Genomic DNA, 18,167 nt, shown 5'->3' on the forward strand with positions numbered 1-18,167 from the left:
GGAGCTGAGCCCGGCTTTCTAACTCGATTTATTTAACTTTTGAGAGGCGTCTATGGCTGATTTCACCAAGTTTCTCACCACTGCTCCGGTGGCATTTATCCTGTTTTCCAGCTTTGTTTTTGCCCTGTTCATCGAGATCAATCGCTTCTTCCCCGACATTTTGACGTTCTGAGTGTAGGCCAGGGATCCCCAGCGCAACCTACGCCCGGTGGGATCCCTGCTTTTTTAGGCTTTTTTCCATCCTCCTTTGAACTGGACACAGAGTTGCTGAAATGGTCGAACCCAATGCCGATCCTGCTCCGTTGAATAGGTTGAACATGAATAAGGGATACGTCACCGTCCCTGAGGGAGATCCGCAAATTGGGGATCTCTGGACACCGATCAACCACGCGCCTGTTGTCCGGCTGTTGATCGACTGGCTGCCCATCAACCGACCGGGATTGAGTTCCATTTGGCGGGGCTTGGAAATCGGTATGGCCCACGGCTATTGGCTGGTCGGCCCCTTTGCCAAGCTGGGGCCGCTGCGCAACGAGCCCATCGGTCTGCTGAGCGGCTTTTTGGGAGCCTGTGGCCTGATCTTGATTCTGACGGCGGCCCTTTCTCTCTACGGCACTGTCACTTCGCAGCGCAACATAGGGCCGGTAGGGGGATCCCAATCTTGGAGCGAATTGGCCGCTGGCTTTTTGGTAGGGGGTATGGGGGGGGCGGTCGTCGCCTACCTGCTTTTGCTGAATGCAGATCTCCTTGTCCCCGCATCTTAACTGGAGCTATTGGCCATCCGTTGGATCATCCACAACGTCTTTAATCGCTTCTCGAGCATCCTCGACTCCAGGGTGGGTGGCTGCCTTTGTTTGCTCGGCCTTACCTTCCAGCCTTTCACGCTGATCGCTGGCCAGCTCACCCACAATTTCTTGGATTTTGCTCTCCAGATTCTTGGCAGTAACTCCAACTGGCTTTTCAAGGCTCATAACATCAGCCCCTTAACCGGCTTTGCCCTGTCTACTCGATAGCACCTTTTCTCTCTGGGCCTCGTGATCCAAATCACCTGCAAGGGGGGAAAGAGCGCGAGTCAGGCTAGCAGACCAGAGGAAGCTTGTCTTAGCATGGACTGAATCCTGCAATGAGCCGATGACAGCGGTTCTAGACATTTTTTCTGCCTATCTTTCGTGAGCTGCTGTGAACGATCTGCTGTTCGAGCCCACTTCCGAAAGGCTCTCCTTAGCCGAGATCCGTCGCCTATCGCCCGCAGCCTTGGCCTACTTGGGAGACGCCATTTACGAACTGCACGTGCGGCGGCAACGATTATTTCCGCCAGATCGACTGGAGCGCTATCATCAGCAGGTGGTGAGGCGGGTGCGCGGCTCGGCTCAGGCCAAGTTGCTGTTGGCCCTGTTGCCCCATCTCAACCCCGAAGAGCAGGAAATTGTCCGCTGGGGTCGCAATGGCTGCGGTCGCCCACCCCGGCATCTGCCTCTGGCCGATTACCAAAACGCCAGCGGCCTGGAAACAGTTCTGGGCTATCTCTACCTGGCCAATCCCGAACGGCTGCGCCATATCCTCGCCCTCACTGATGTTTTGGCTGAGACCCTAGGCGAGTGGGAAGGTTAGGATAGTCTTTCCGTCTTTCCATCTTCCACGCCCATGCCCAAGACTTCTCAGCGCAAACCTGCTTCACGGCTGTCTCGCTCGGGCAAACTGCAGCCGCGAAGGGCAGGGCAATCCGTTAGCAAGCGGGTACAGCGGCCCAAACGCCGAGACGGGGATCCCAAGCTTGCCCTCCGAGAGGCTCCAGTGAAGCCCATCCGTCGCGACGCGCAACGGCAGTGGCCCCAGGGCAAGGTGGCTCCTCAACCAGTAGGCGAGCTGGATCCCGGCCTCTCTACTGGCGAGACAGGGATCTTGCCAGGGGAAGTTCAGCCTCAGGCCGACGGGAATCCGGAGACCGAGCTGGAGCAAGAGATTATCTACGGTCGCCAGACAGTACTGGCTGCTTTGAAAAGTCAAGCCACCCTCAATCGGGTTTGGATCTTGCCGAAGTTGCGCTACAGCCCCCAATTTTTGTCTCTGTTGGAAGAAGCCAAAGCGCGGGGCACCGTTATCGACGAAGTGTCTCCAAAGCGGCTGAACGCCCTCACGGCTGGCGCCAACCACCAGGGTATCGCTGCCCAAGCCACGCCTTATCAGTACGTGGCCCTGGAGGATTTGGTGGAAAGAAGCCGGCAGGCCAGCCCCAATCCAGTGCTGGTAGTCCTAGACGGGATCCAGGATCCCCATAACTTGGGAGCCATTGCCCGTAGCGTAGAAGCTTTTGGCATGCAAGGGATGGTGATCCCACAACGGCGGGCAGCAGGGGTAACCTCGACGGTGATGAAGGTAGCGGCGGGAGCCCTCTCCACCTTGCCGGTGGCGCGGGTGGTGAATTTGAATCGGGCTTTGGAATACCTCAAAGAGCAGGGGTTTTGGGTTTATGGCACCACCAGCCGAGGGACTGACCTCATCTATAGAGCCGATTTTCAACGGCCCATTGCCTTGGTGGTGGGATCCGAGGGGGAAGGGATTAGCCTGCTCACACAGCGCCATTGTGACCAACTGCTGTCCATTCCCTTGGCAGGCCGTACTGAAAGCTTGAATGCTTCTGTGGCCGCCGGCATTGCCCTCTACGAAATCCACCGGCAGCGCTCTCCCCACCACCTCAAACGTGCCGAGATTGATACATTCCTCAACAAATCGTCAATAAAAGTAGTAGAATCTAGGGGATTGCAAAAGGACATCCAATGATTGCTAGACTTGATAATGGGGGATGGATCCCGTGAGCAACCTTTTGGCCAATCTGTTGGATAAGCTGCGCGGCCTATCGGTCTGGATCGAGATCACCACCGAGGACTGCACCTACTACTACGGCCCCTTCTCCGATGAAGCTGAGGCGGAGCGGCTCAAAGGCCACTACATCGCCGACCTGCAAAAGGAAGGAGCCAAAAAGATCCAGGCTCTGGTGAAGAAAATGCGCCAGCCACAGTCTCTGACGGTGACCCGTACTCCGTCGGGAGCCCGTTCCTGATGTCTGCTACGGCTTATCAAGTAACCCTTCATCACCGCGGCCAAACCTACCGCTTCCCCGCCTCTGCGGATCAGACGGTTTTACAAGCTGCTCTGGAGCACGGGATAGAGCTGCCTTCCTCTTGTCAGGCGGGGGTTTGCACTACCTGTGCGGGGCGGCTGAGGTCGGGATCTGTGACTCAGACAGAGGCAATGGGGATTGGGCCAGAACTGCAGGCCCAAGGGTTTGTGCTGCTGTGTGTAGCCTATGCTACCTCCGATTTGGAGGTGGAGACCGATCAAGAGGAAGAGGTTTACCGTTTGCAGTTTGGCTCCTAACCGTGCCGGATTTCTGTTCAGGTCTACTTGTTAGCTTATGGGGGTGTGGGGGTAGCTAAGCCCCGCACTGTACCCGTAGGGTCAGTGCCGAGATACAGATACCCCCACATGGTGTATGATAGGAGTAGTTGCACAAAACGGCTTTTGCCGGAATCTGGTGCAACTACGCGGTAGGACATTCCGTGTCTGCTCGTGGAGGGTTCTTGCGTAGGCTCCCCGATGAAGCGAGAAGCCCGCTCCGTACTGCCAGCAGTCGGGGTCGGGAGTATGTCACTAGGTGTTGTAGTCATTTCGATTCAAACTAGGACACTATACCCACAACTAAAACCTTGGTCGCGTCTTCGCGTCAGCGTTGCGGAGCAATAGCGTTGCGGAGCAATAATGCAGGGGCCCAAAAGGTTTTTCTCAGTAGCCCGGCTGTCTCAGCCTAATCTGAAAATACTACATTAGTTTATATTGTTGGATTCTTAGTGTTAGAAGTTATCGAAAGTAAGTCTGTTTCCTTGGCGAGATCAGTTCTCGACTCCTGTGAAGTTGCATTTGTTGCACCTATCTCTGCCGTTGAGCTCGCCTCTCTCTGCCCCGCAACTGGAGCAATCCCTCTGTCAGCAAGTTGACCGGGAGCTGGGCCAGCCGGCTCGGCTTCTGCGCTGGAGCTTGACGGCGGTGGAGGGGGATAGAGCCTGGGTTGAGGTGGTCGCCACCACTGATGAGGACTGCTCGGATTTAGACTAGGACAACTCACTCTTAGTCAGCTTCTTGACAGACGTCTGCAAGAGTTTTCCCAATACCCCAGTGGTCTCAGACCAATCGAGAACCAACAGTTTCATTGCTACGTTAAAGAGATGGTTCATATTGATTGATGGAAATGGCTATCGGTACCCTTGCCCATTTTTGTCGTTTGGCCAATGTCTGTCTCTGCATCTGAACCAACTCCGGCTCCACTGCTGGCCGAGCAGCACCCCCCTGTCGCCCTCACCATCGCTGGATCCGACAGTGGTGGAGGGGCAGGGATCCAAGCGGATCTGCGCACCTTTGCTTTCCAACGGGTACACGGTACCTCTGCCCTGACCTGCGTGACTGCCCAAAATACCCTTGGGGTGAGCCGGGTGGATGCGCTGCCCCCCGAAGCCGTGGCCGCCCAAATTGAGGCCGTGGTGCAGGACATTGGGGTGCAAGGGATCAAGACGGGCATGTTGCTGAATGCCGAGATCGTGCTGGAGGTAGCCCGTCAGGTGGAGCGCTGGACGTTGCGGCCTCTGGTGGTGGATCCGGTGATGGTGTCCCGCACGGGAGCGAAGTTGCTGGCAGATGAAGCCATTCAGGCCATCCGCGAGCGGCTGATCCCCTTGGCCCAGGTGCTGACCCCCAATCGCTATGAGGCGCAAATTTTAACGGGGCTGCAGCTGCAGTCCCTGGCGGATATGCAAACGGCGGCTCAGCAGATTCGCACCCTGGGCTGTGGAGCGGTGTTGGTCAAAGGTGGGGGTATGCCGGGGGAACTGCAGGGGGTGGATGTGTGGTTCGATGGCGAGCGACTGGAAGTGCTGAAAACAGAGCGGATCCCCACCCGCCACACCCACGGCACCGGCTGTACCCTCTCGGCGGCCATTGCAGCACAGATGGCCTGGGGCAGGGATCCCTTTGCGGCCACGGTGGCGGCCAAAGCCTATGTAACAGAAGCTCTGCGACATCCTTTGGCCATCGGGTCAGGTCAGGGGCCAGTGGGGCACTTCTACCCGCTTCTGTCCGGGATCGGCGAACCTGTGCCATAAGAGAGAGGTCACTCTCTCTGGCTGCTATGGCTAGCCCGTCGAATCTTTCTCAGAAGGGATCCCTGCCCAAATGGCGGCTTTGGCTACCCCTCCTGCTGCAACTGGGTATCGTTCTGCTGATACCGGCTCGGCAAGCGCTGACTCTTGCTGTCGGAACCACGATCTACCTGCAAACGGCCCCTGTGGATCCCTATGACCTTTTGCGGGGCCGGTACGTGACCTTGGGCTACGTCGTCGCTCGACGCTCCACCCTAGAGCAACTGCCGGGTTGGTCACCTGAATTGGAGACCCCAGGGATCCTTTATCTGCGCTTAGCTCTCCCCGAAGGGGATCCCACTCAACCTTGGCAAGCAATCGGTGTCAGCCGGGAGATGCCCAAAGATTTGCAGCCTGAAGAGAAAGTGCTGCGAGGCTGGTTTGACGGGTGGCAGCTCAAGTTGGGAATCGAAGAATTTTTTATTCCCGAAGCGATTGGAGATGCCTTGGAAGAGGATATTCGGCGTTACCCTGAAGCCACGCGGGCAGAAGTGAAAGTGGATCCCTGGGGCAAGGCAGCATTGGTCGGCCTCTGGGTAGGGGAGCATCGGTACTAAGTGCTCATTCTGCCCGGCTTTAACGCTTTAACAATTAATCACCATATTCTGACATCCGAACCCGAAGGAGAGCCGGAAAACTGAATGGGGCAGGGATCCCTATCACTTGCCCCTCGAAACCCTGAAGATGGCGAGAACCGGAGCTGTGCCATTGAGGAGCTTGCTAAGTGCTGCACAGCCTTGCTCAACACCTGAATTAGGGTCATCCCAATTGGGTCAAACTTCTTCAGGTTTTCACTTCCGAATCTCTCCTATCCAACAGGTTTTGCAACCACACCTGAATATCCCGCAGGCTCTCCGGGGAAACTTCATGGCCCATCTCGTACTCGCGATAGGTAAAGTTCAGTGGCAGCGGGGCAAAATAATCCCGGATCTGACGGCCAAAAGCAATCGGCAAAACAGCATCAGCAGTGCCATGAACCACCAGGATGGCCAGGTGTTTCATCCGCTCCGGCTCCACCGCCTCGGCCAGGATCTCTGGAGATAGGCGCCCACTCATTGCCACCACCCCCGCCAGCTTCTCCGGCTGGGTCAGAGCCAAGTACAGGCTCATGATCGCCCCCTGGCTAAACCCCAGCAAATACACCTGCCTGGGATCCAAGGCAATATCCGGGATCCCATTGGGCAGCGTCTGTTCTAGAAAGCGGCTCAGGAGCTTGAGGCTATTGCGCGCTTGCTGGGGATCCCCCACCAGCCCTTCTGGCGTCCAGGCCATTTCAAACCAGGCAAACCCGCCCACACTCCAAGGAATAGGGGCTCTCAAGCTAATCACCGCCAACCGGGGATCCAGATAGGGGGCCAACTGGAACAAATCCCCCTCGTGGCTGCCGATCCCGTGCAGCATTACCAACGCAGGCGCGGGTCCTAAGCCGCCCTGTCGGGGGGGCTGAACGCGGTAGGTGAGGGGGAAAGGAGAAAACACGCCACGGATCCTCAGAAGCAGAGACGGGGTATGGCCGGCCTACGCCCAATCCTGGGGCTGGCGGAGCACCTGGTAGAGCTTAGCTTCCCACGTGTCCGGCTGGGGCTCGTAGCCATATTCCCAGCGCACCAATGGCGGCAAAGACATCAAGATCGACTCGGTGCGGCCCTGGGTCTGGAGTCCAAAGATCGTGCCGCGGTCATAGACCAAGTTGAACTCCACGTAGCGCCCGCGACGATAGAGCTGGAATTGCCGTTCTCGCTCTCCCCATTCCATCCCCTGCCGCCGCTCCACAATCGGCACATAGGCCGGCAAGAAGGCTTCGCCACAGGCTTGCACCAACTGGAAAAGATGTTCCCAACTGCGGGGTCCCACCCGCACCTGTAACGATGGTGGCTCAGAAGCCAGTTGTTCGGGATCCCCTTCCGCCTGACCTTCGGGCCGATAGAGCAGCCCAGGGCGTTCATCCTGATAGTCGAAGAAAATGCCGCCAACGCCGCGCGCCTCGCCGCGATGAGGTAGGAAAAAGTAGCGATCGCACCAGATCTTGAAAACCGGGTAGTAGACGGGATCCAAGCGGTCACAGGCTGCCTTGAGGGTGCGGTGAAAATGGGCCGCATCCTCCTCAAACAGGTAATAGGGGGTGAGATCCATCCCGCCCCCAAACCACCAAACCGGCCCCGCCTCGAAATAGCGATAGTTCAGGTGTACCGTCGGCACATAGGGGTTGCGAGGATGCAACACCATAGAGGTGCCTGTGGCGTAGAAAGGATGCCCTGCTGCTTCTGGACGCTGTTTCAGAATCGAAGGGGGCAGATGGGATCCGAACACCTCGGAAAAATTGACTCCCCCCTGCTCAAACACGTCTCCCTGCTGAATGACCCGCGAGCGCCCGCCCCCTCCTCCAGGGCGTTCCCAACGGTCTTCCCGAAACTTGGCTTTTCCGTCTAGGGCCTCCAGACGGGCACAGATGTCATCTTGTAGGCGCTGCATGAATTGGCTCACCTGTTGACGGGCATCCACTGGCAGCGCTGTAGGGCTTGAGGCCAGCATCATAGTCTTCCAATCTCTCGAAACTCGACAAAAACCTCTCCAGCCCCCATCAAACCTCTCAGACTGGGAGAGCCGAACTGCCAAACTGAAGAGTTCTAACTTGGCCGGGCAAGAAACTCCCTGGAAATCCAGGCCGCTCTTGGATCTTACGTGGGAACCGCCTCATAGGGACGAAGTCGCGCCCACTTGTTCCGTTCCTCGCGAAAGCTCTGGCAGCCCACCACATCCCATTCCATCTCGGTGCCCCCATTGCGGATATTGACATTGATCTGGGGGCCCTGCGGCTCAAAATCCGGCGTCAGCGTGAGATGAGGTTGCTGATGCTGCGCTTCCACGGCATGGTAGGTGGTACAGCGATCCACGTAGTAGCAGTGAATACAAATACACATGGCTGCTGCCTGCAAGAAACGGTTCCCAATCTTGAGGGTAGCATCCTGCCTCCTTCCAGACGGCGGATCCCCTCTTTCTCAGCCGATTCTTGAGATATTTCTTAGCAAAGAGAGGCATCTCCTCGTCTCTCGTCTAAAATCTCGACATATTTCTCAGGATGGGGCTTGATCTGTCCTTAGGATCGAACCATCCAGGCTATCCAGAGGAACTGCCATGAACACCCACACCCGCTACCGCTTCACCTGCACCCTCTCCTTTGGAGATATCTACGGCCAGATCATCGTTTGGCTGATTGTCATCTTTGCCAGCTTGGCCGCTGCCCTCTCCCTGATGAATAGCCCCCTCTACGCTTTTCTCACCATTGCTCTGATTTTGGTGATCTCCCTGCCTTTCCTGCTCTTCGCCTTCGTGACCACCCTGCTCAATCACATCGAGTTTGCCGTTGTCCCTCCTGAGGAAGAGGAAAATCGCGCTGCTGCTGCCGCTAAGTCGCCCGTGGCCGTCAGCTAGAAATCGCAGGAGCCCCGCACTGTACCCGTAGGGTCAGTGTCGGGAGGAATGCGGAAGTTACGATAGAACCATGACCCAAGTCCTGACCGTCTCCTGCAAGCTCAAGGTGTCCCAGTCGCAAGCCGCAAAGTTGGATGCGACAATGGATGCCTTTGTGCAGGCGTTGAACTGGGTCAACCAAAACACACCAGAAAAAGTAGTCAACGCAGTCAAACTCCAGTCCCTTTGCTATTACCAGATTCGCGCTCGGTTTGGCTTGTCCAGTAATCTGGCCCAGCAGGTCTGCAGACGGCTGGCCGGTGCCCGTAAAGTTGCCCGACAGAAAAACCGTCCGGTCAAAGCGTTCAAGAGAGGCTTTGCGACCTACGATGCCCGTATCTTTTCGTTTCGCGAGAAAGACTGGACGGTGTCGCTGACCACGGTGGAGGGTCGGGAGCGCTTTGAGCTGGCGATTGGCCGCTACCAGAGAGAACAGTTGGCAGGCTCCAACCCCAAATCCGCCACTCTGGTCAAGCGTAAAGACGGTTCCTACTCTATTCAGATCTGTGTGGAAGCGGAGCCATCCCCACCGCAACGCACGGGCAGAGTGCTGGGGGTGGACTTGGGGAGGACGGATATTGCCCATACGTCAGAGGGGGATAACTGGAATGGACAGCAGTTGAACCGAATCCGAGACCACTACTCCAAGCTGAGGGCGGTACTCCAACGCAAAGCCAGTAAGGGCACACGCAGTTCGCGGCGCAGATGCCGTCAACTGTTGCAACGGCTGTCTGGCAAGGAGAGGCGCTTTCAGGCGTGGGTCAATCATCGCATCTCCAAAGCTATTGTCTCTAGGGCAAAGGCGACAAACAGCGCTCTTGCTCTGGAAGACTTGACAGGGATCCGGGAAAGGGTCAATCAACAGCCACGCAGCAAAGCTGAGCGCCGCAGAACCAATAACTGGGCATTCTACCAGCTTAGGATGTTCGTGGTCTACAAGGCTGCCATTGCCGGAGTACCTGTGGTGCTGGTTCCGCCTGCCTACACGTCGCAGACCTGCCACCGGTGTTTGCACATCCATCCCGACCCTGCGCAATCCTACCGCAATGGGAAGCAGTTTAAGTGTGGACACTGTGGATGGGAAGGGGATGCGGATTTGAATGGTGCGAATGTGATTGCGCTTTTGGGGGCTGCTGTAAACCAGCCTAGAGGTTCGTGGTTGGCTTGCCAACTGCAGGGCTACCGAAAGCTCGCCCTGTACTGCGAAGCAGTCAGGGTCGGGTAGTTTACTTAGAAACAACTGGCAGTCGGTTGGCGCTTGTCGGATGGATCCCTTGCCCCAAAGACACCTGTGCTGAGTTAAAAAAACCTTGGCTCTCTTGGTCTAGCGCTTGAGTTGGCCCCTGCAAGGCGAGCAAGCGGGTAGCCTTTTATTGGCATTTTATTGGCAATTGTTTTACCAAAGAATTGGGTCTAAAGCCCTGCCGTTCACGGCAGCTTTTGTGCTGTACTCTAGACCAGTAGTAGAGTAGTCAACCACTTAAAAAACCCGGTAGTCCGGCGACTACGCAAGCAACCTAAATAGGTTTTGCCCTTTCTCTTCAACGGTACTTAGGGCAGAAGGGAACTGCCCCGCTTGGGGAGATGGGCACCGCTGTCGTAAAGGGGCAACCCGATACGGCAAGTGCTGTCTTGGAACCAAGAGCCAGAATCCTCTGCCTTTGGGCAGGGGAGTATGGTGACATCCTCCCGGCGCTCCTCCTGTGGACAGAGCGCTGGCCACCCTTCCCGTCAGCAGGACGGAGTCCTTACCTCGCGGTCGGGCATTCCTGCCCCACGCCACTTGTCTGGGTCTACAACCCCCGACAGACCGACTGAACAGGCAGTTTCCCTTCCCCAGCCTCCCTGGCTACTGCCAGCTCGCAAAACAAGTCTAATCCCAGGGAACGGTGCATCGGCAGACAGGATGGACTCCTGCACCCAGGAACCCCTGTCCACCGGCCAAGAGCAAGATGCTATCCACTCTTTGATTTCCGGCAAAGTGTAGTTGTATACGTCCCGGCCAATCTCCAGCCACGCCAACAGCAAGGCCTCCGTCCCGCTGACGCGAGCGGCTTGTTGGGAGGCATCTGGATCAATCCGGTGCTTGTAGGTTACACCAGCATAAGTAGGTTTTGCTACAGATTTCGCTCAGGGGTATGGTGGGGATCCCTGTATCCCGGTGCTTACCCTGCGGGTAGAGCGCAGGACTGATTGCCCCCGCACCACCGTTAGCTAAATCGTTGAGTTGCTCTGCAAGCTAAGATCGGCAAACCCTGTTCCATCGATGAGGATCCGCGTCGGCCATGATGACCGTAATGGAGTTTTTCGCCCTCAGTGCTGGGGAGTGGATGTGCCAACGCACCAGCCATCACTTGGCTTTTCGCCGCTCTGAGGGTGGGAGGTCGCGGCTACAAATTGCCACCCTTGCGGCAACCGATCCAGCAGTCATCCGGGTTTGCGAGTTGTTCAGGGTGGATCCCCGACGAGCTGTGGGAGCAGCGCGGGTGCGGTGGGATGGCGAGCAGGAGTGGGACAACGAAGAGTACAAGGGAGACGTGGTGCTGGTACCTATCCCCGATGAGACCGATCCCATGCGCGGGCAGTTGCTGCGGGATCAGGGCTACGCTGAGAAAGTACCGGTGGCCGGTACCTATGTCATGGGATCCGATGGCGCCCTTACCCTTTACACCCAGTATGAGATGACTGAGTCGGAAGAGCGCATTTGGTTTGCCAGCCCCAACTTGCGCCTGCGGGCCAGCACTGTCAAGCGGTTCGGTGGCTTCAGCATGGCTTCTTTCTGCTCCGAGGTGCGTAAACTCTCCGTCGGCCCTTCTCCCACCCCTACGGTGGCCGAATCCAGCTCTTTCCGCAGCTAGAGCGTTTTCTCCTCAACTGCAACGCGGGTTGTGCCATGCACCAAGTCTTGGATCTGGGGATTAACCTGCTCCACGCCAATCAACACCAGGCCGACCACAACCGGGAGCATTTTGATGCCTGGGGAGTAACCTGTCTGAACCTCATGAGCGCGCCGGGGGCGGGTAAGACGTCTTTGCTGGAGAAAACCGTGGTCGCTCTTGCCGGCTCGCTGCGCCTGGCGGTGATCGAGGGAGACATGACGACCCAACTGGACGCGGAGCGGTTGCGTCGCTACGGGATCCCGGTGATTGCCATCAACACGGGGCGGGCCTGTCATTTGGATGCGGCCATGGTGGCCGGGGGCTTGCAGCAATTGGAAGCACTGCTGGATCCCCAACAACTGGATTTGCTGCTGGTGGAAAATGTCGGCAACTTGGTCTGCCCGGCGGAGTTTGAGGTGGGGGAACACGCCAAGGTAGCACTGCTCAGCGTCACAGAAGGGGAAGACAAGCCTCTCAAGTACCCAATCATGTTTCGAGAGGCGGATTGTCTGCTGATCACCAAAGTGGATCTGGTTCCTGTGTTGGAGGTGGATTTGGATCGGATCCAGGCCAATATCCGCGAGATCAACCCTTCTGTGCCGATTTTTTGTCTTTCTGCCAAGACGGGTGACGGGCTGGAGCCCTGGCTGGGCTGGATCCGAGAGCAGATTCTCCTTGCCCAACACCGACGGCAGCCGCAGTGAAGGGTATCATACTGAGCATCTAGCCGTGGAACTCTCCTCACCTGAGCTGGCCAGGCAGGGGATGAGTTAGCACCTCTGGCGGGTCAATTTGCAGATAACTTGTGTGGATGGAAAATCCCGGCTATGGCCAATTTAAGTGACTTTGTACAGGGCATTGAGCAGTTGATCGAGCTGGCTCAGAAGCTGGACGAGAAAAAGCAAAGTGGAGAGCTGCGAACCGAAGTCCGCATCCAGGCCCGTCCTCTGGGCAGTTCTATTCCCCCTTCCGGCTCCATCCCCCGCCGCCGCAGCCCTGCCCAAACGGGGGATCCCCCCTGGAGCAGCGAGCCCCGAGTGGTGTCTGCAACCCGCTTTCAGGAACCATCCCAGGCTGCTGTGCCCGACCCGCCAGCAACTTCTGCCGACCGCCCAGAGTCTTGGGCTGGGCCACGCCTCAAGGATGTGGGGGGACTGAGGGAACAGCTCCAAGCGCTGCGGGAGATGGTGGAGATCCCCCTCAAGCGGCCCGATCTGCTGGCCAAGCTGGGATTGGATCCGCCCCGCGGCGTGTTGTTGGTAGGCCCCCCCGGCACCGGCAAAACCCTGACGGCCCGCGCCCTGGCCGAGAGCCTGGGGGTGAACTACATCGCCATTGTCGGCCCGGAGCTGATCGGCAAGTACTACGGCGAGGCGGAGGCGCGCCTGCGGCAACTGTTTGAAAAGGCAGCCAAATCGGCTCCCTGTCTGGTGTTTATTGACGAAATCGATGCCCTAGTGCCCAACCGCGCCACTGTCGAGGGGGAGGTGGAAAAACGCCTGGTGGCCCAGATGCTGGGGCTGATGGACGGGTTTGTGGCCCAAAAGGGGATCGTGGTGCTGGCAGCCACCAACCGGCCCGAGGCTCTGGATCCGGCTCTGCGGCGACCGGGGCGCTTTGATCGGGAGGTGATCTTCAAGGTGCCGGACCGGGAGGGGCGGCGGGAGATCCTGGCCATCCACACCCGCGGCATGCCCTTGGCGGAGGATGTGGATCTGGACAGCCTGGCGGATCAGACGCTGGGCTTTGTGGGGGCAGATCTGCGGGGCCTGTGCCAGGCAGCAGCCTATGCGGCTTTGCGGCGGCAGGTGCCCGATTTGGGATCCCCCATCCCCGAGTCCCTGACGGTAACCGCAGCGGATTTTCAACAGGCTCTGCAACAGGTGAAGCCGGCGGTGCTGCGCTCGGTGGAGATTGAATCCCCGCAGGTGAGCTGGGATCAAATTGGCGGCCTGGAGCACGCCAAGCAGATTTTGCAAGAGGCCATCGAGGGATCCCTGCTGCACCCTGAGTTGTACGAGCAGGCTCAGGCCCAAGCGCCCAAGGGCATCCTCCTCAGCGGCCCCCCTGGCACTGGCAAAACCCTGTTGGCCAAAGCCATCGCTTCCCAGGCCAAGGCTAACTTCATTGCCGTCTCCGGCCCGGAGCTCTTGAGCAAATGGGTGGGATCCTCCGAGCAGGCGGTACGGGAACTTTTTGCCCGCGCCCGCCAATGCGCCCCCTGTGTCATCTTCATCGACGAGATCGACACCCTCGCCCCGGCGCGGGGAAGCTACTCCGGGGATAGTGGGGTCAGCGACCGCGTTCTGGGGCAGCTGCTGGCAGAGCTGGACGGGATCCGCCCCAGCCAGGGGGTGTTGGTGGTGGCCGCCACCAACCGCAAAGCCAGTTTGGATCCCGCCCTCACCCGGGCCGGCAGGTTGGAGCTGCACCTGAGCGTGGAGCTGCCGGATCGCAGCGGGCGACGGGAAATTTTGGCCGTTCACAACCGCAAGCGTCCCCTAGGGCCTGATGTGGACTTACAGGGGTGGGCCGAGCAGACCGAAGGTTGGAGTGGTGCCGACCTGGCCCTGCTCAGCAACCGCGCCGCCATTGCCGCCATCCGCCGCCACCGCGCCACTTCCGAGACGGTGGATGCCAAAACCCTGGTCATCCAACAGGAAGACTTCTGTCGAGCCTTTGCCGAGCTGCAGCAGCAACGCCAAGCCGGCTGATCCCAGCCTGAGGGCTATTCCCATCACGCCAGCGGCTCGGAGCACCTTCAAACTTTCAAAATCAAAAGACTGGGATCCCTTGCCATTCTGGTTGGCTGTGGGCGTGGGCTGACTCACCGCAGGTGCGGGGGGTGGGAAAGATCTTGCCGGGGTTGGCGATGTGCTGGGGGTCGAACACCTGCCGCACCCATTGCATGCTCTCCAGATCCGCAGGCGTAAACATTTCCGGCATGTAGCAGCGTTTGTCTGCCCCGATGCCATGTTCGCCGGAGATGCTGCCCCCCAGGCGCACGCAGAGCTTGAGGATTTCGCCCCCCAGTTTCTCCACCTGTTCCAGGGATCCCGGCACCGACTCGTCGTAGAGGATCAAGGGGTGCAGATTGCCGTCGCCGGCGTGAAACACATTGGCCACCGGATAACCGTACTCACGGCTGAGGCGCTCGATTTCCTTCAAGACAAAGGCTAGCTGGCTGCGGGGGATCACCCCATCCTGAACGTAGTAGTTGGGGCTGAGCTTGCCCATGGCGGCAAATGCTGCCTTACGTCCTTTCCACACCCGCGCCCGCTCTTCCGGGTCGGATGCGACTTGCACCTGTCGCGCCCCATTTTTGAAGCACAGCGCCCTCACCTGTTGGCTGGCTTCTTCCACCTCCAGTTCCAGCCCATCCACCTCCACCAGCAAAATGGCCGCCGCATCCCGCGGATAGTAGCCCAACTGCACCACATCCTCCACGGCATTGATGCTGAAGTTGTCCATAATCTCCAGGCCGGCGGGGATGATCCCGGCAGCAATGATGTCGGAGACGGTGGATCCCGCCGCTTCCACACTGTCAAAGTCTGCCAGCAAAACCTGCACTTGAGCCGGGGCCTTGAGCAAGCGCAGGGTAATCTCGGTGGCAATGCCCAGGGTGCCCTCGGATCCCACAAACAGCCCCACCCAATCGTAGCCGGGCATCTCCGGGAGCTTACCCCCCCAGCGCACCACCTCCCCATCCGGCAGCACCACCGTCAGGCCGAGAATGTGGTTGGCTGTTACGCCGTATTTGAGGCAGTGAACACCGCCGGAGTTCTCCGCCACATTGCCGCCGATGGAGCAAACCGACTGGCTAGAGGGATCCGGCGCATAAAAGTAGCCTTGGGCGGCAACGGCCTGGGTAATCCAGGTGTTGATGACCCCCGGCTGCACCACCATGCAGCGGTTGTCCAGATCGATTTCCAGGATTTGCTTCATCAGGGTGGTGGCAATGACGACGCTATTTTCCACCGGCAGGGCCCCCCCCGATAGCCCAGTACCGGATCCCCGCGCCACGAAGGGCACCTGGTAGCGGCTGCACAGCTTCACCACCTGCGCTACCTCTTCTGTTGTGCGGGGCAGCACCACCAGCGCCGGCCTTTGCCGGTAGCTGACCAGCCCATCGCATTCGTAAACCAGCAGCTCCTCCGGCTTGCTGATCACCCGCTGGGGATCCAGAATCTTTTTGAGCTCAGCCGTCAGCCTGATCCAGTCGAAGGTGAGGCCGGTCTGTAGAGGATGAGAAGAAGTTTTTGCGCTGGCAGTGCGAAGCACTTTCATAACAGTAGGCTCAGCAGGAGTTTGGGAGGGGGATATTGTCACTATAGTCTTGCTGGCTCCAACAGATAGTCCATGCAGCCCAACTCCCCCAGCGCCGAACAAGTCCTCAACCAAGTGCGGCAGCTCTACGAGCTCTACCCCTTCCCCCCGCAGCCCGTCGGCACTGTTCCCCCGCCAGGGTGGAATTGGCGCTGGAGCTGGCCCCAGGCCCATGCCTTTTGTACGGGATCCCATCCGGGTCGGCGCAAGGTGCGCATTCTGGATGCCGGCTGTGGCTCGGGAGTGGGAACGGAATACATTGCCCACCAAAACCCCAACGCAGAAATCTGGGCCTTTGATCTGAGCAGCCGCGCCCTGGAGATTGCCGAGGCCCGTTGTCGGGCTTCCCAGGCACCGCCGGTGCAGTTTCGCCAGCTCAACGTCTACGACATCGACCAGCTGCCGGGGCAGTTTGACTTCATCAACTGCGTGGGCGTGCTCCACCACCTGCCCGATCCGCTAGCGGGGCTGCAGGCTTTGGCCGGCAAATTGGCTCCCGGCGGGCTCTTGCACCTGTTTGTGTATGGTGAGCTGGGCCGCCACGAAATCCGCCTCATGCAAAAGGCCATCCGCCTGCTGGTAACGGGTTCTGAACACCAGACCCTTGCCTCGGCGGAGCAATTGCAGAGGGGTCTCCAGGTGGGCCGCCGCCTTTTCGAGATCTTGCCGGAAACCAACCGCATCCAGCAGCAAGAACGGGCCCGCTGGGCCATCGAGAACGTGGACGACGAATGCTTCGCCGATATGTACCTGCACCCCCAGGAAGTGGACTACACCATCGAGACTCTGTTTGAATTAATCCGGGCTTCCGGACTGCAGTTTCTGCGCTTTTCCAACCCGGAGTTTTGGCGGCTGGAGCGGGTGTTGGGCCAGGACGAGGCCCTGCTGGCTCAGGCGGCTCAGCTGCCGGAACCGGAACGCTATCGCCTGATCGAGCTGCTGGATCCGGTGGTAGCCCACTACGAGCTGTTTCTCGGCAAGCCCCCCATCCGCTGCTGGGAATGGACAAGCCCGGAAAGTGTAGCATCAGCCATTGCCCACCTCAGCCCCTGTCTGGGCCTGTGGCCGGGGCGGAGCATTTTCAACTATGCTTACGAAGCCATCTCCCTGAGCGAAGAAGCCTTCGCCTTTCTCCAACAGGTGGACGGGATCCGCACCGTCCAAGAGATCCAGGCTGGCCTAGAGTGCCCCCTGAGCTTTGAGCAACTGCAACGCCTGCTGCGCTGGCAAGTGCTGCTGCTGGAGCCGCAAAACTCGGTCTCTTGAGAGTTTCTCGACCCCTTTCCCTTGCCTCAGCGGGACGAACCTTGGCATTTGCCCTCTTGTTCTTCTATGGCTTATCCTAGAAAGCTGTGACCTTTAGCTCTGGCCCCGCATATTCTGGGGTTGTCATCATGCCCAAAATCAAAACCCGCAAGGCAGCAGCCAAGCGCTTCCGCCTGACCGGCAGCGGCAAGTTTATGCGTCGCAGGGCCGGGCACAACCACTTGCTGGAGCACAAAACCAGCAAGCGCAAACGCAAATTGGCCGGTGTGGCCCTGGTGGACAAGCGGGATGTGGTCAATGTGCGCCTGATGTTGCCCAACACCCACTAGCCGGGATCCCGCTCGCGCCGGCAAGAAGATTTCAGGGGCTGGCATTGGCGACAGCAGTTCCGATCCCGTTAGCAGGACGGAGTGCTTCTACCCTTCAGTTTGAGTTTGTTCAAGTTCCTATTGAGTTACTGCCATGAGAGTCAAACGGGGCAATGTCGCCCGCAAGCGCCGCAAAAAGATCCTCAAGCTGGCCAAAGGCTTTCGGGGAGCTGGTTCAAAGCTGTTCCGCACCGCCAACCAGCAGGTGATGAAGGCTTTGCGCAGCGCCTACCGGGATCGCCGCCGCAAGAAGCGGGATTTTCGTCGCCTATGGATTACCCGCATCAACGCGGCCACCCGTGCCCAGGGCCTGCGTTACCACGAGTTCATCGATGGTCTCAAAAAAGCCAATATCCAGCTCAACCGCAAAATGTTGGCCCGCTTGGCTTTCCTGGATCCAGAGGCCTTTACCCAGGTGGTGGAGGCAGCGCGCCAGTCTCGCGCCTCCTGAGGAGCATGCCTCTAACCCCCAAAACCCTGAACTTTGCTGAATTTACTGAGCTTTAGGCGGTTTGGCAAAAGTCATTGAGAGGGATATAGTAGACCAAGTTTCCCCCTGATCCTTGAGTCCACCGCAACGGTTGCCGGGAAGTGAAGGGGGAAAGCGCTCGGGGGGTATTCCTCAGGGCTTTGCGGGATACCGCCTTCCTGCTCAGAGATAGGCAGGATGC

The 18,167-nt window shown here is 58.6% G+C and carries 22 protein-coding genes; 17 read left to right on the top strand and 5 right to left on the bottom strand.

All coding sequences use genetic code 11. The features are described from left to right. The first annotated feature begins 52 nt into the window (after positions 1 to 52). Both ACVW0C_RS00560 and ACVW0C_RS00565 read left to right on the top strand, forming a co-directional pair. On the top strand, positions 53 to 172 hold the full coding sequence (locus ACVW0C_RS00560; protein WP_011434365.1) for a photosystem I reaction center subunit IX: 120 nt from the start codon (positions 53 to 55) through the stop codon (positions 170 to 172). 100 nt (positions 173 to 272) lie between these two features. Next, the gene (locus tag ACVW0C_RS00565; protein WP_414332284.1) at positions 273 to 761 is read left to right on the top strand and encodes a photosystem I reaction center protein subunit XI; all 489 of its coding nucleotides are present in this window, start codon (positions 273 to 275) and stop codon (positions 759 to 761) included. A gap of 6 nt (positions 762 to 767) precedes the next feature. On the opposite strand, the gene ACVW0C_RS00570 is transcribed toward ACVW0C_RS00565, so the two are convergent. After that, positions 768 to 968: a CsbD family protein gene (locus ACVW0C_RS00570; RefSeq protein ID WP_041436874.1), complete on the bottom strand. Its 201-nt coding sequence runs from the start codon at positions 966 to 968 to the stop codon at positions 768 to 770. Between the two features lie 208 nt (positions 969 to 1,176). On the opposite strand from ACVW0C_RS00570, the gene ACVW0C_RS00575 reads away from it, so the two are divergent. The 7 genes from ACVW0C_RS00575 (at position 1,177) to ACVW0C_RS00605 (ending at position 5,743) form a co-directional block, all read left to right on the top strand. Next, on the top strand, positions 1,177 to 1,608 hold the full coding sequence (locus ACVW0C_RS00575) for a ribonuclease III domain-containing protein (protein WP_414349937.1): 432 nt from the start codon (positions 1,177 to 1,179) through the stop codon (positions 1,606 to 1,608). Between the two features lie 33 nt (positions 1,609 to 1,641). Then, positions 1,642 to 2,778 (top strand): 23S rRNA (guanosine(2251)-2'-O)-methyltransferase RlmB, encoded by a 1,137-nt coding sequence (gene rlmB / locus ACVW0C_RS00580; protein WP_457383969.1) that lies wholly within the window; start codon positions 1,642 to 1,644, stop codon positions 2,776 to 2,778. Between the two features lie 22 nt (positions 2,779 to 2,800). Beyond that, complete coding sequence (locus ACVW0C_RS00585; protein ID WP_414384163.1) at positions 2,801 to 3,058, top strand: DUF1816 domain-containing protein; 258 nt, start codon at positions 2,801 to 2,803, stop codon at positions 3,056 to 3,058. Beyond that, positions 3,058 to 3,375 carry a 2Fe-2S iron-sulfur cluster-binding protein gene (locus tag ACVW0C_RS00590; RefSeq protein WP_414342213.1) on the top strand — a complete coding sequence of 106 codons (318 nt, stop codon included), beginning with the start codon at positions 3,058 to 3,060 and terminating at the stop codon, positions 3,373 to 3,375. Before ACVW0C_RS00585 ends, ACVW0C_RS00590 begins: the two co-directional genes overlap by 1 nt. Before the next feature lie 528 nt (positions 3,376 to 3,903). Then, the gene (locus ACVW0C_RS00595; RefSeq protein ID WP_457383970.1) at positions 3,904 to 4,110 is read left to right on the top strand and encodes a hypothetical protein; all 207 of its coding nucleotides are present in this window, start codon (positions 3,904 to 3,906) and stop codon (positions 4,108 to 4,110) included. A 173-nt stretch (positions 4,111 to 4,283) separates the two neighbouring features. Further along, positions 4,284 to 5,150, top strand: coding sequence for a bifunctional hydroxymethylpyrimidine kinase/phosphomethylpyrimidine kinase (thiD, locus tag ACVW0C_RS00600; protein WP_457383971.1), 867 nt, complete (start codon positions 4,284 to 4,286; stop codon positions 5,148 to 5,150). Positions 5,151 to 5,176: 26 nt separating this feature from the next. Then, a complete protein-coding gene (locus tag ACVW0C_RS00605) occupies positions 5,177 to 5,743 on the top strand; it encodes a GDYXXLXY domain-containing protein (protein ID WP_457383972.1) in 567 nt (188 codons plus the stop codon). Between the two features lie 226 nt (positions 5,744 to 5,969). Here the strand turns inward: ACVW0C_RS00605 and ACVW0C_RS00610 are convergent, their stop codons facing one another. The 3 genes from ACVW0C_RS00610 to ACVW0C_RS00620 all read right to left on the bottom strand — a co-directional run bounded on the left by ACVW0C_RS00610 (position 5,970) and on the right by ACVW0C_RS00620 (position 8,107). After that, positions 5,970 to 6,665, bottom strand: a complete 696-nt coding sequence (locus ACVW0C_RS00610) for an alpha/beta hydrolase (RefSeq protein WP_457383973.1) — start codon at positions 6,663 to 6,665, stop codon at positions 5,970 to 5,972. Between the two features lie 39 nt (positions 6,666 to 6,704). Continuing rightward, positions 6,705 to 7,718, bottom strand: a complete 1,014-nt coding sequence (gene hemF, locus ACVW0C_RS00615) for an oxygen-dependent coproporphyrinogen oxidase (RefSeq protein ID WP_457384036.1) — start codon at positions 7,716 to 7,718, stop codon at positions 6,705 to 6,707. A 146-nt stretch (positions 7,719 to 7,864) separates the two neighbouring features. Further along, positions 7,865 to 8,107, bottom strand: coding sequence for a Ycf34 family protein (locus tag ACVW0C_RS00620; protein WP_011434378.1), 243 nt, complete (start codon positions 8,105 to 8,107; stop codon positions 7,865 to 7,867). A gap of 214 nt (positions 8,108 to 8,321) precedes the next feature. Between ACVW0C_RS00620 and ACVW0C_RS00625 the strand changes: the two genes are divergently transcribed. The 5 genes from ACVW0C_RS00625 (at position 8,322) to ACVW0C_RS00645 (ending at position 14,250) form a co-directional block, all read left to right on the top strand. Continuing rightward, positions 8,322 to 8,618 (top strand): hypothetical protein, encoded by a 297-nt coding sequence (locus ACVW0C_RS00625; RefSeq protein WP_011434379.1) that lies wholly within the window; start codon positions 8,322 to 8,324, stop codon positions 8,616 to 8,618. Positions 8,619 to 8,688: 70 nt separating this feature from the next. After that, a complete protein-coding gene (locus tag ACVW0C_RS00630; protein ID WP_457383974.1) occupies positions 8,689 to 9,882 on the top strand; it encodes an RNA-guided endonuclease InsQ/TnpB family protein in 1,194 nt (397 codons plus the stop codon). A gap of 1,063 nt (positions 9,883 to 10,945) precedes the next feature. Beyond that, a complete protein-coding gene (locus ACVW0C_RS00635) occupies positions 10,946 to 11,515 on the top strand; it encodes a phycobiliprotein lyase (RefSeq protein WP_011434381.1) in 570 nt (189 codons plus the stop codon). A gap of 35 nt (positions 11,516 to 11,550) precedes the next feature. Next, complete coding sequence (gene hypB, locus ACVW0C_RS00640; RefSeq protein WP_414343585.1) at positions 11,551 to 12,240, top strand: hydrogenase nickel incorporation protein HypB; 690 nt, start codon at positions 11,551 to 11,553, stop codon at positions 12,238 to 12,240. Positions 12,241 to 12,363: 123 nt separating this feature from the next. Further along, a complete protein-coding gene (locus tag ACVW0C_RS00645) occupies positions 12,364 to 14,250 on the top strand; it encodes an AAA family ATPase (protein WP_457383975.1) in 1,887 nt (628 codons plus the stop codon). 61 nt (positions 14,251 to 14,311) lie between these two features. Here ACVW0C_RS00645 and glcD read toward each other — a convergent pair whose 3' ends face one another. Next, positions 14,312 to 15,823, bottom strand: coding sequence for a glycolate oxidase subunit GlcD (gene glcD / locus ACVW0C_RS00650; RefSeq protein WP_457383976.1), 1,512 nt, complete (start codon positions 15,821 to 15,823; stop codon positions 14,312 to 14,314). Between the two features lie 72 nt (positions 15,824 to 15,895). Here glcD and ACVW0C_RS00655 point away from each other — a divergent pair, with 72 nt between their 5' ends. The 3 genes from ACVW0C_RS00655 to rplT all read left to right on the top strand — a co-directional run bounded on the left by ACVW0C_RS00655 (position 15,896) and on the right by rplT (position 17,947). Beyond that, positions 15,896 to 17,128, top strand: coding sequence for a class I SAM-dependent methyltransferase (locus tag ACVW0C_RS00655; protein WP_457383977.1), 1,233 nt, complete (start codon positions 15,896 to 15,898; stop codon positions 17,126 to 17,128). Positions 17,129 to 17,256: 128 nt separating this feature from the next. Next, the gene (rpmI, locus tag ACVW0C_RS00660) at positions 17,257 to 17,457 is read left to right on the top strand and encodes a 50S ribosomal protein L35 (protein WP_011434387.1); all 201 of its coding nucleotides are present in this window, start codon (positions 17,257 to 17,259) and stop codon (positions 17,455 to 17,457) included. 133 nt (positions 17,458 to 17,590) lie between these two features. Then, positions 17,591 to 17,947: a 50S ribosomal protein L20 gene (gene rplT / locus ACVW0C_RS00665; protein ID WP_011434388.1), complete on the top strand. Its 357-nt coding sequence runs from the start codon at positions 17,591 to 17,593 to the stop codon at positions 17,945 to 17,947. The last annotated feature ends 220 nt before the right edge of the window (positions 17,948 to 18,167 follow it).

Source organism: Thermostichus sp. OS-CIW-26, from assembly GCF_054058395.1.

Coding starts and splice junctions, on each gene's coding strand:
- ACVW0C_RS00560 (WP_011434365.1), top strand. CDS start 53: ATGGCTGATTTCACCAAGTTTCTCACCACTGCTCCGGTGGCATTTATC.
- ACVW0C_RS00565 (WP_414332284.1), top strand. CDS start 273: ATGGTCGAACCCAATGCCGATCCTGCTCCGTTGAATAGGTTGAACATG.
- ACVW0C_RS00570 (WP_041436874.1), bottom strand. CDS start 968: ATGAGCCTTGAAAAGCCAGTTGGAGTTACTGCCAAGAATCTGGAGAGC.
- rlmB (WP_457383969.1), top strand. CDS start 1,642: ATGCCCAAGACTTCTCAGCGCAAACCTGCTTCACGGCTGTCTCGCTCG.
- ACVW0C_RS00585 (WP_414384163.1), top strand. CDS start 2,801: ATGGATCCCGTGAGCAACCTTTTGGCCAATCTGTTGGATAAGCTGCGC.
- ACVW0C_RS00590 (WP_414342213.1), top strand. CDS start 3,058: ATGTCTGCTACGGCTTATCAAGTAACCCTTCATCACCGCGGCCAAACC.
- thiD (WP_457383971.1), top strand. CDS start 4,284: ATGTCTGTCTCTGCATCTGAACCAACTCCGGCTCCACTGCTGGCCGAG.
- ACVW0C_RS00605 (WP_457383972.1), top strand. CDS start 5,177: ATGGCTAGCCCGTCGAATCTTTCTCAGAAGGGATCCCTGCCCAAATGG.
- hemF (WP_457384036.1), bottom strand. CDS start 7,718: ATGCTGGCCTCAAGCCCTACAGCGCTGCCAGTGGATGCCCGTCAACAG.
- ACVW0C_RS00620 (WP_011434378.1), bottom strand. CDS start 8,107: ATGTGTATTTGTATTCACTGCTACTACGTGGATCGCTGTACCACCTAC.
- ACVW0C_RS00625 (WP_011434379.1), top strand. CDS start 8,322: ATGAACACCCACACCCGCTACCGCTTCACCTGCACCCTCTCCTTTGGA.
- ACVW0C_RS00630 (WP_457383974.1), top strand. CDS start 8,689: ATGACCCAAGTCCTGACCGTCTCCTGCAAGCTCAAGGTGTCCCAGTCG.
- ACVW0C_RS00635 (WP_011434381.1), top strand. CDS start 10,946: ATGACCGTAATGGAGTTTTTCGCCCTCAGTGCTGGGGAGTGGATGTGC.
- hypB (WP_414343585.1), top strand. CDS start 11,551: ATGCACCAAGTCTTGGATCTGGGGATTAACCTGCTCCACGCCAATCAA.
- ACVW0C_RS00645 (WP_457383975.1), top strand. CDS start 12,364: ATGGCCAATTTAAGTGACTTTGTACAGGGCATTGAGCAGTTGATCGAG.
- glcD (WP_457383976.1), bottom strand. CDS start 15,823: ATGAAAGTGCTTCGCACTGCCAGCGCAAAAACTTCTTCTCATCCTCTA.
- ACVW0C_RS00655 (WP_457383977.1), top strand. CDS start 15,896: ATGCAGCCCAACTCCCCCAGCGCCGAACAAGTCCTCAACCAAGTGCGG.
- rpmI (WP_011434387.1), top strand. CDS start 17,257: ATGCCCAAAATCAAAACCCGCAAGGCAGCAGCCAAGCGCTTCCGCCTG.
- rplT (WP_011434388.1), top strand. CDS start 17,591: ATGAGAGTCAAACGGGGCAATGTCGCCCGCAAGCGCCGCAAAAAGATC.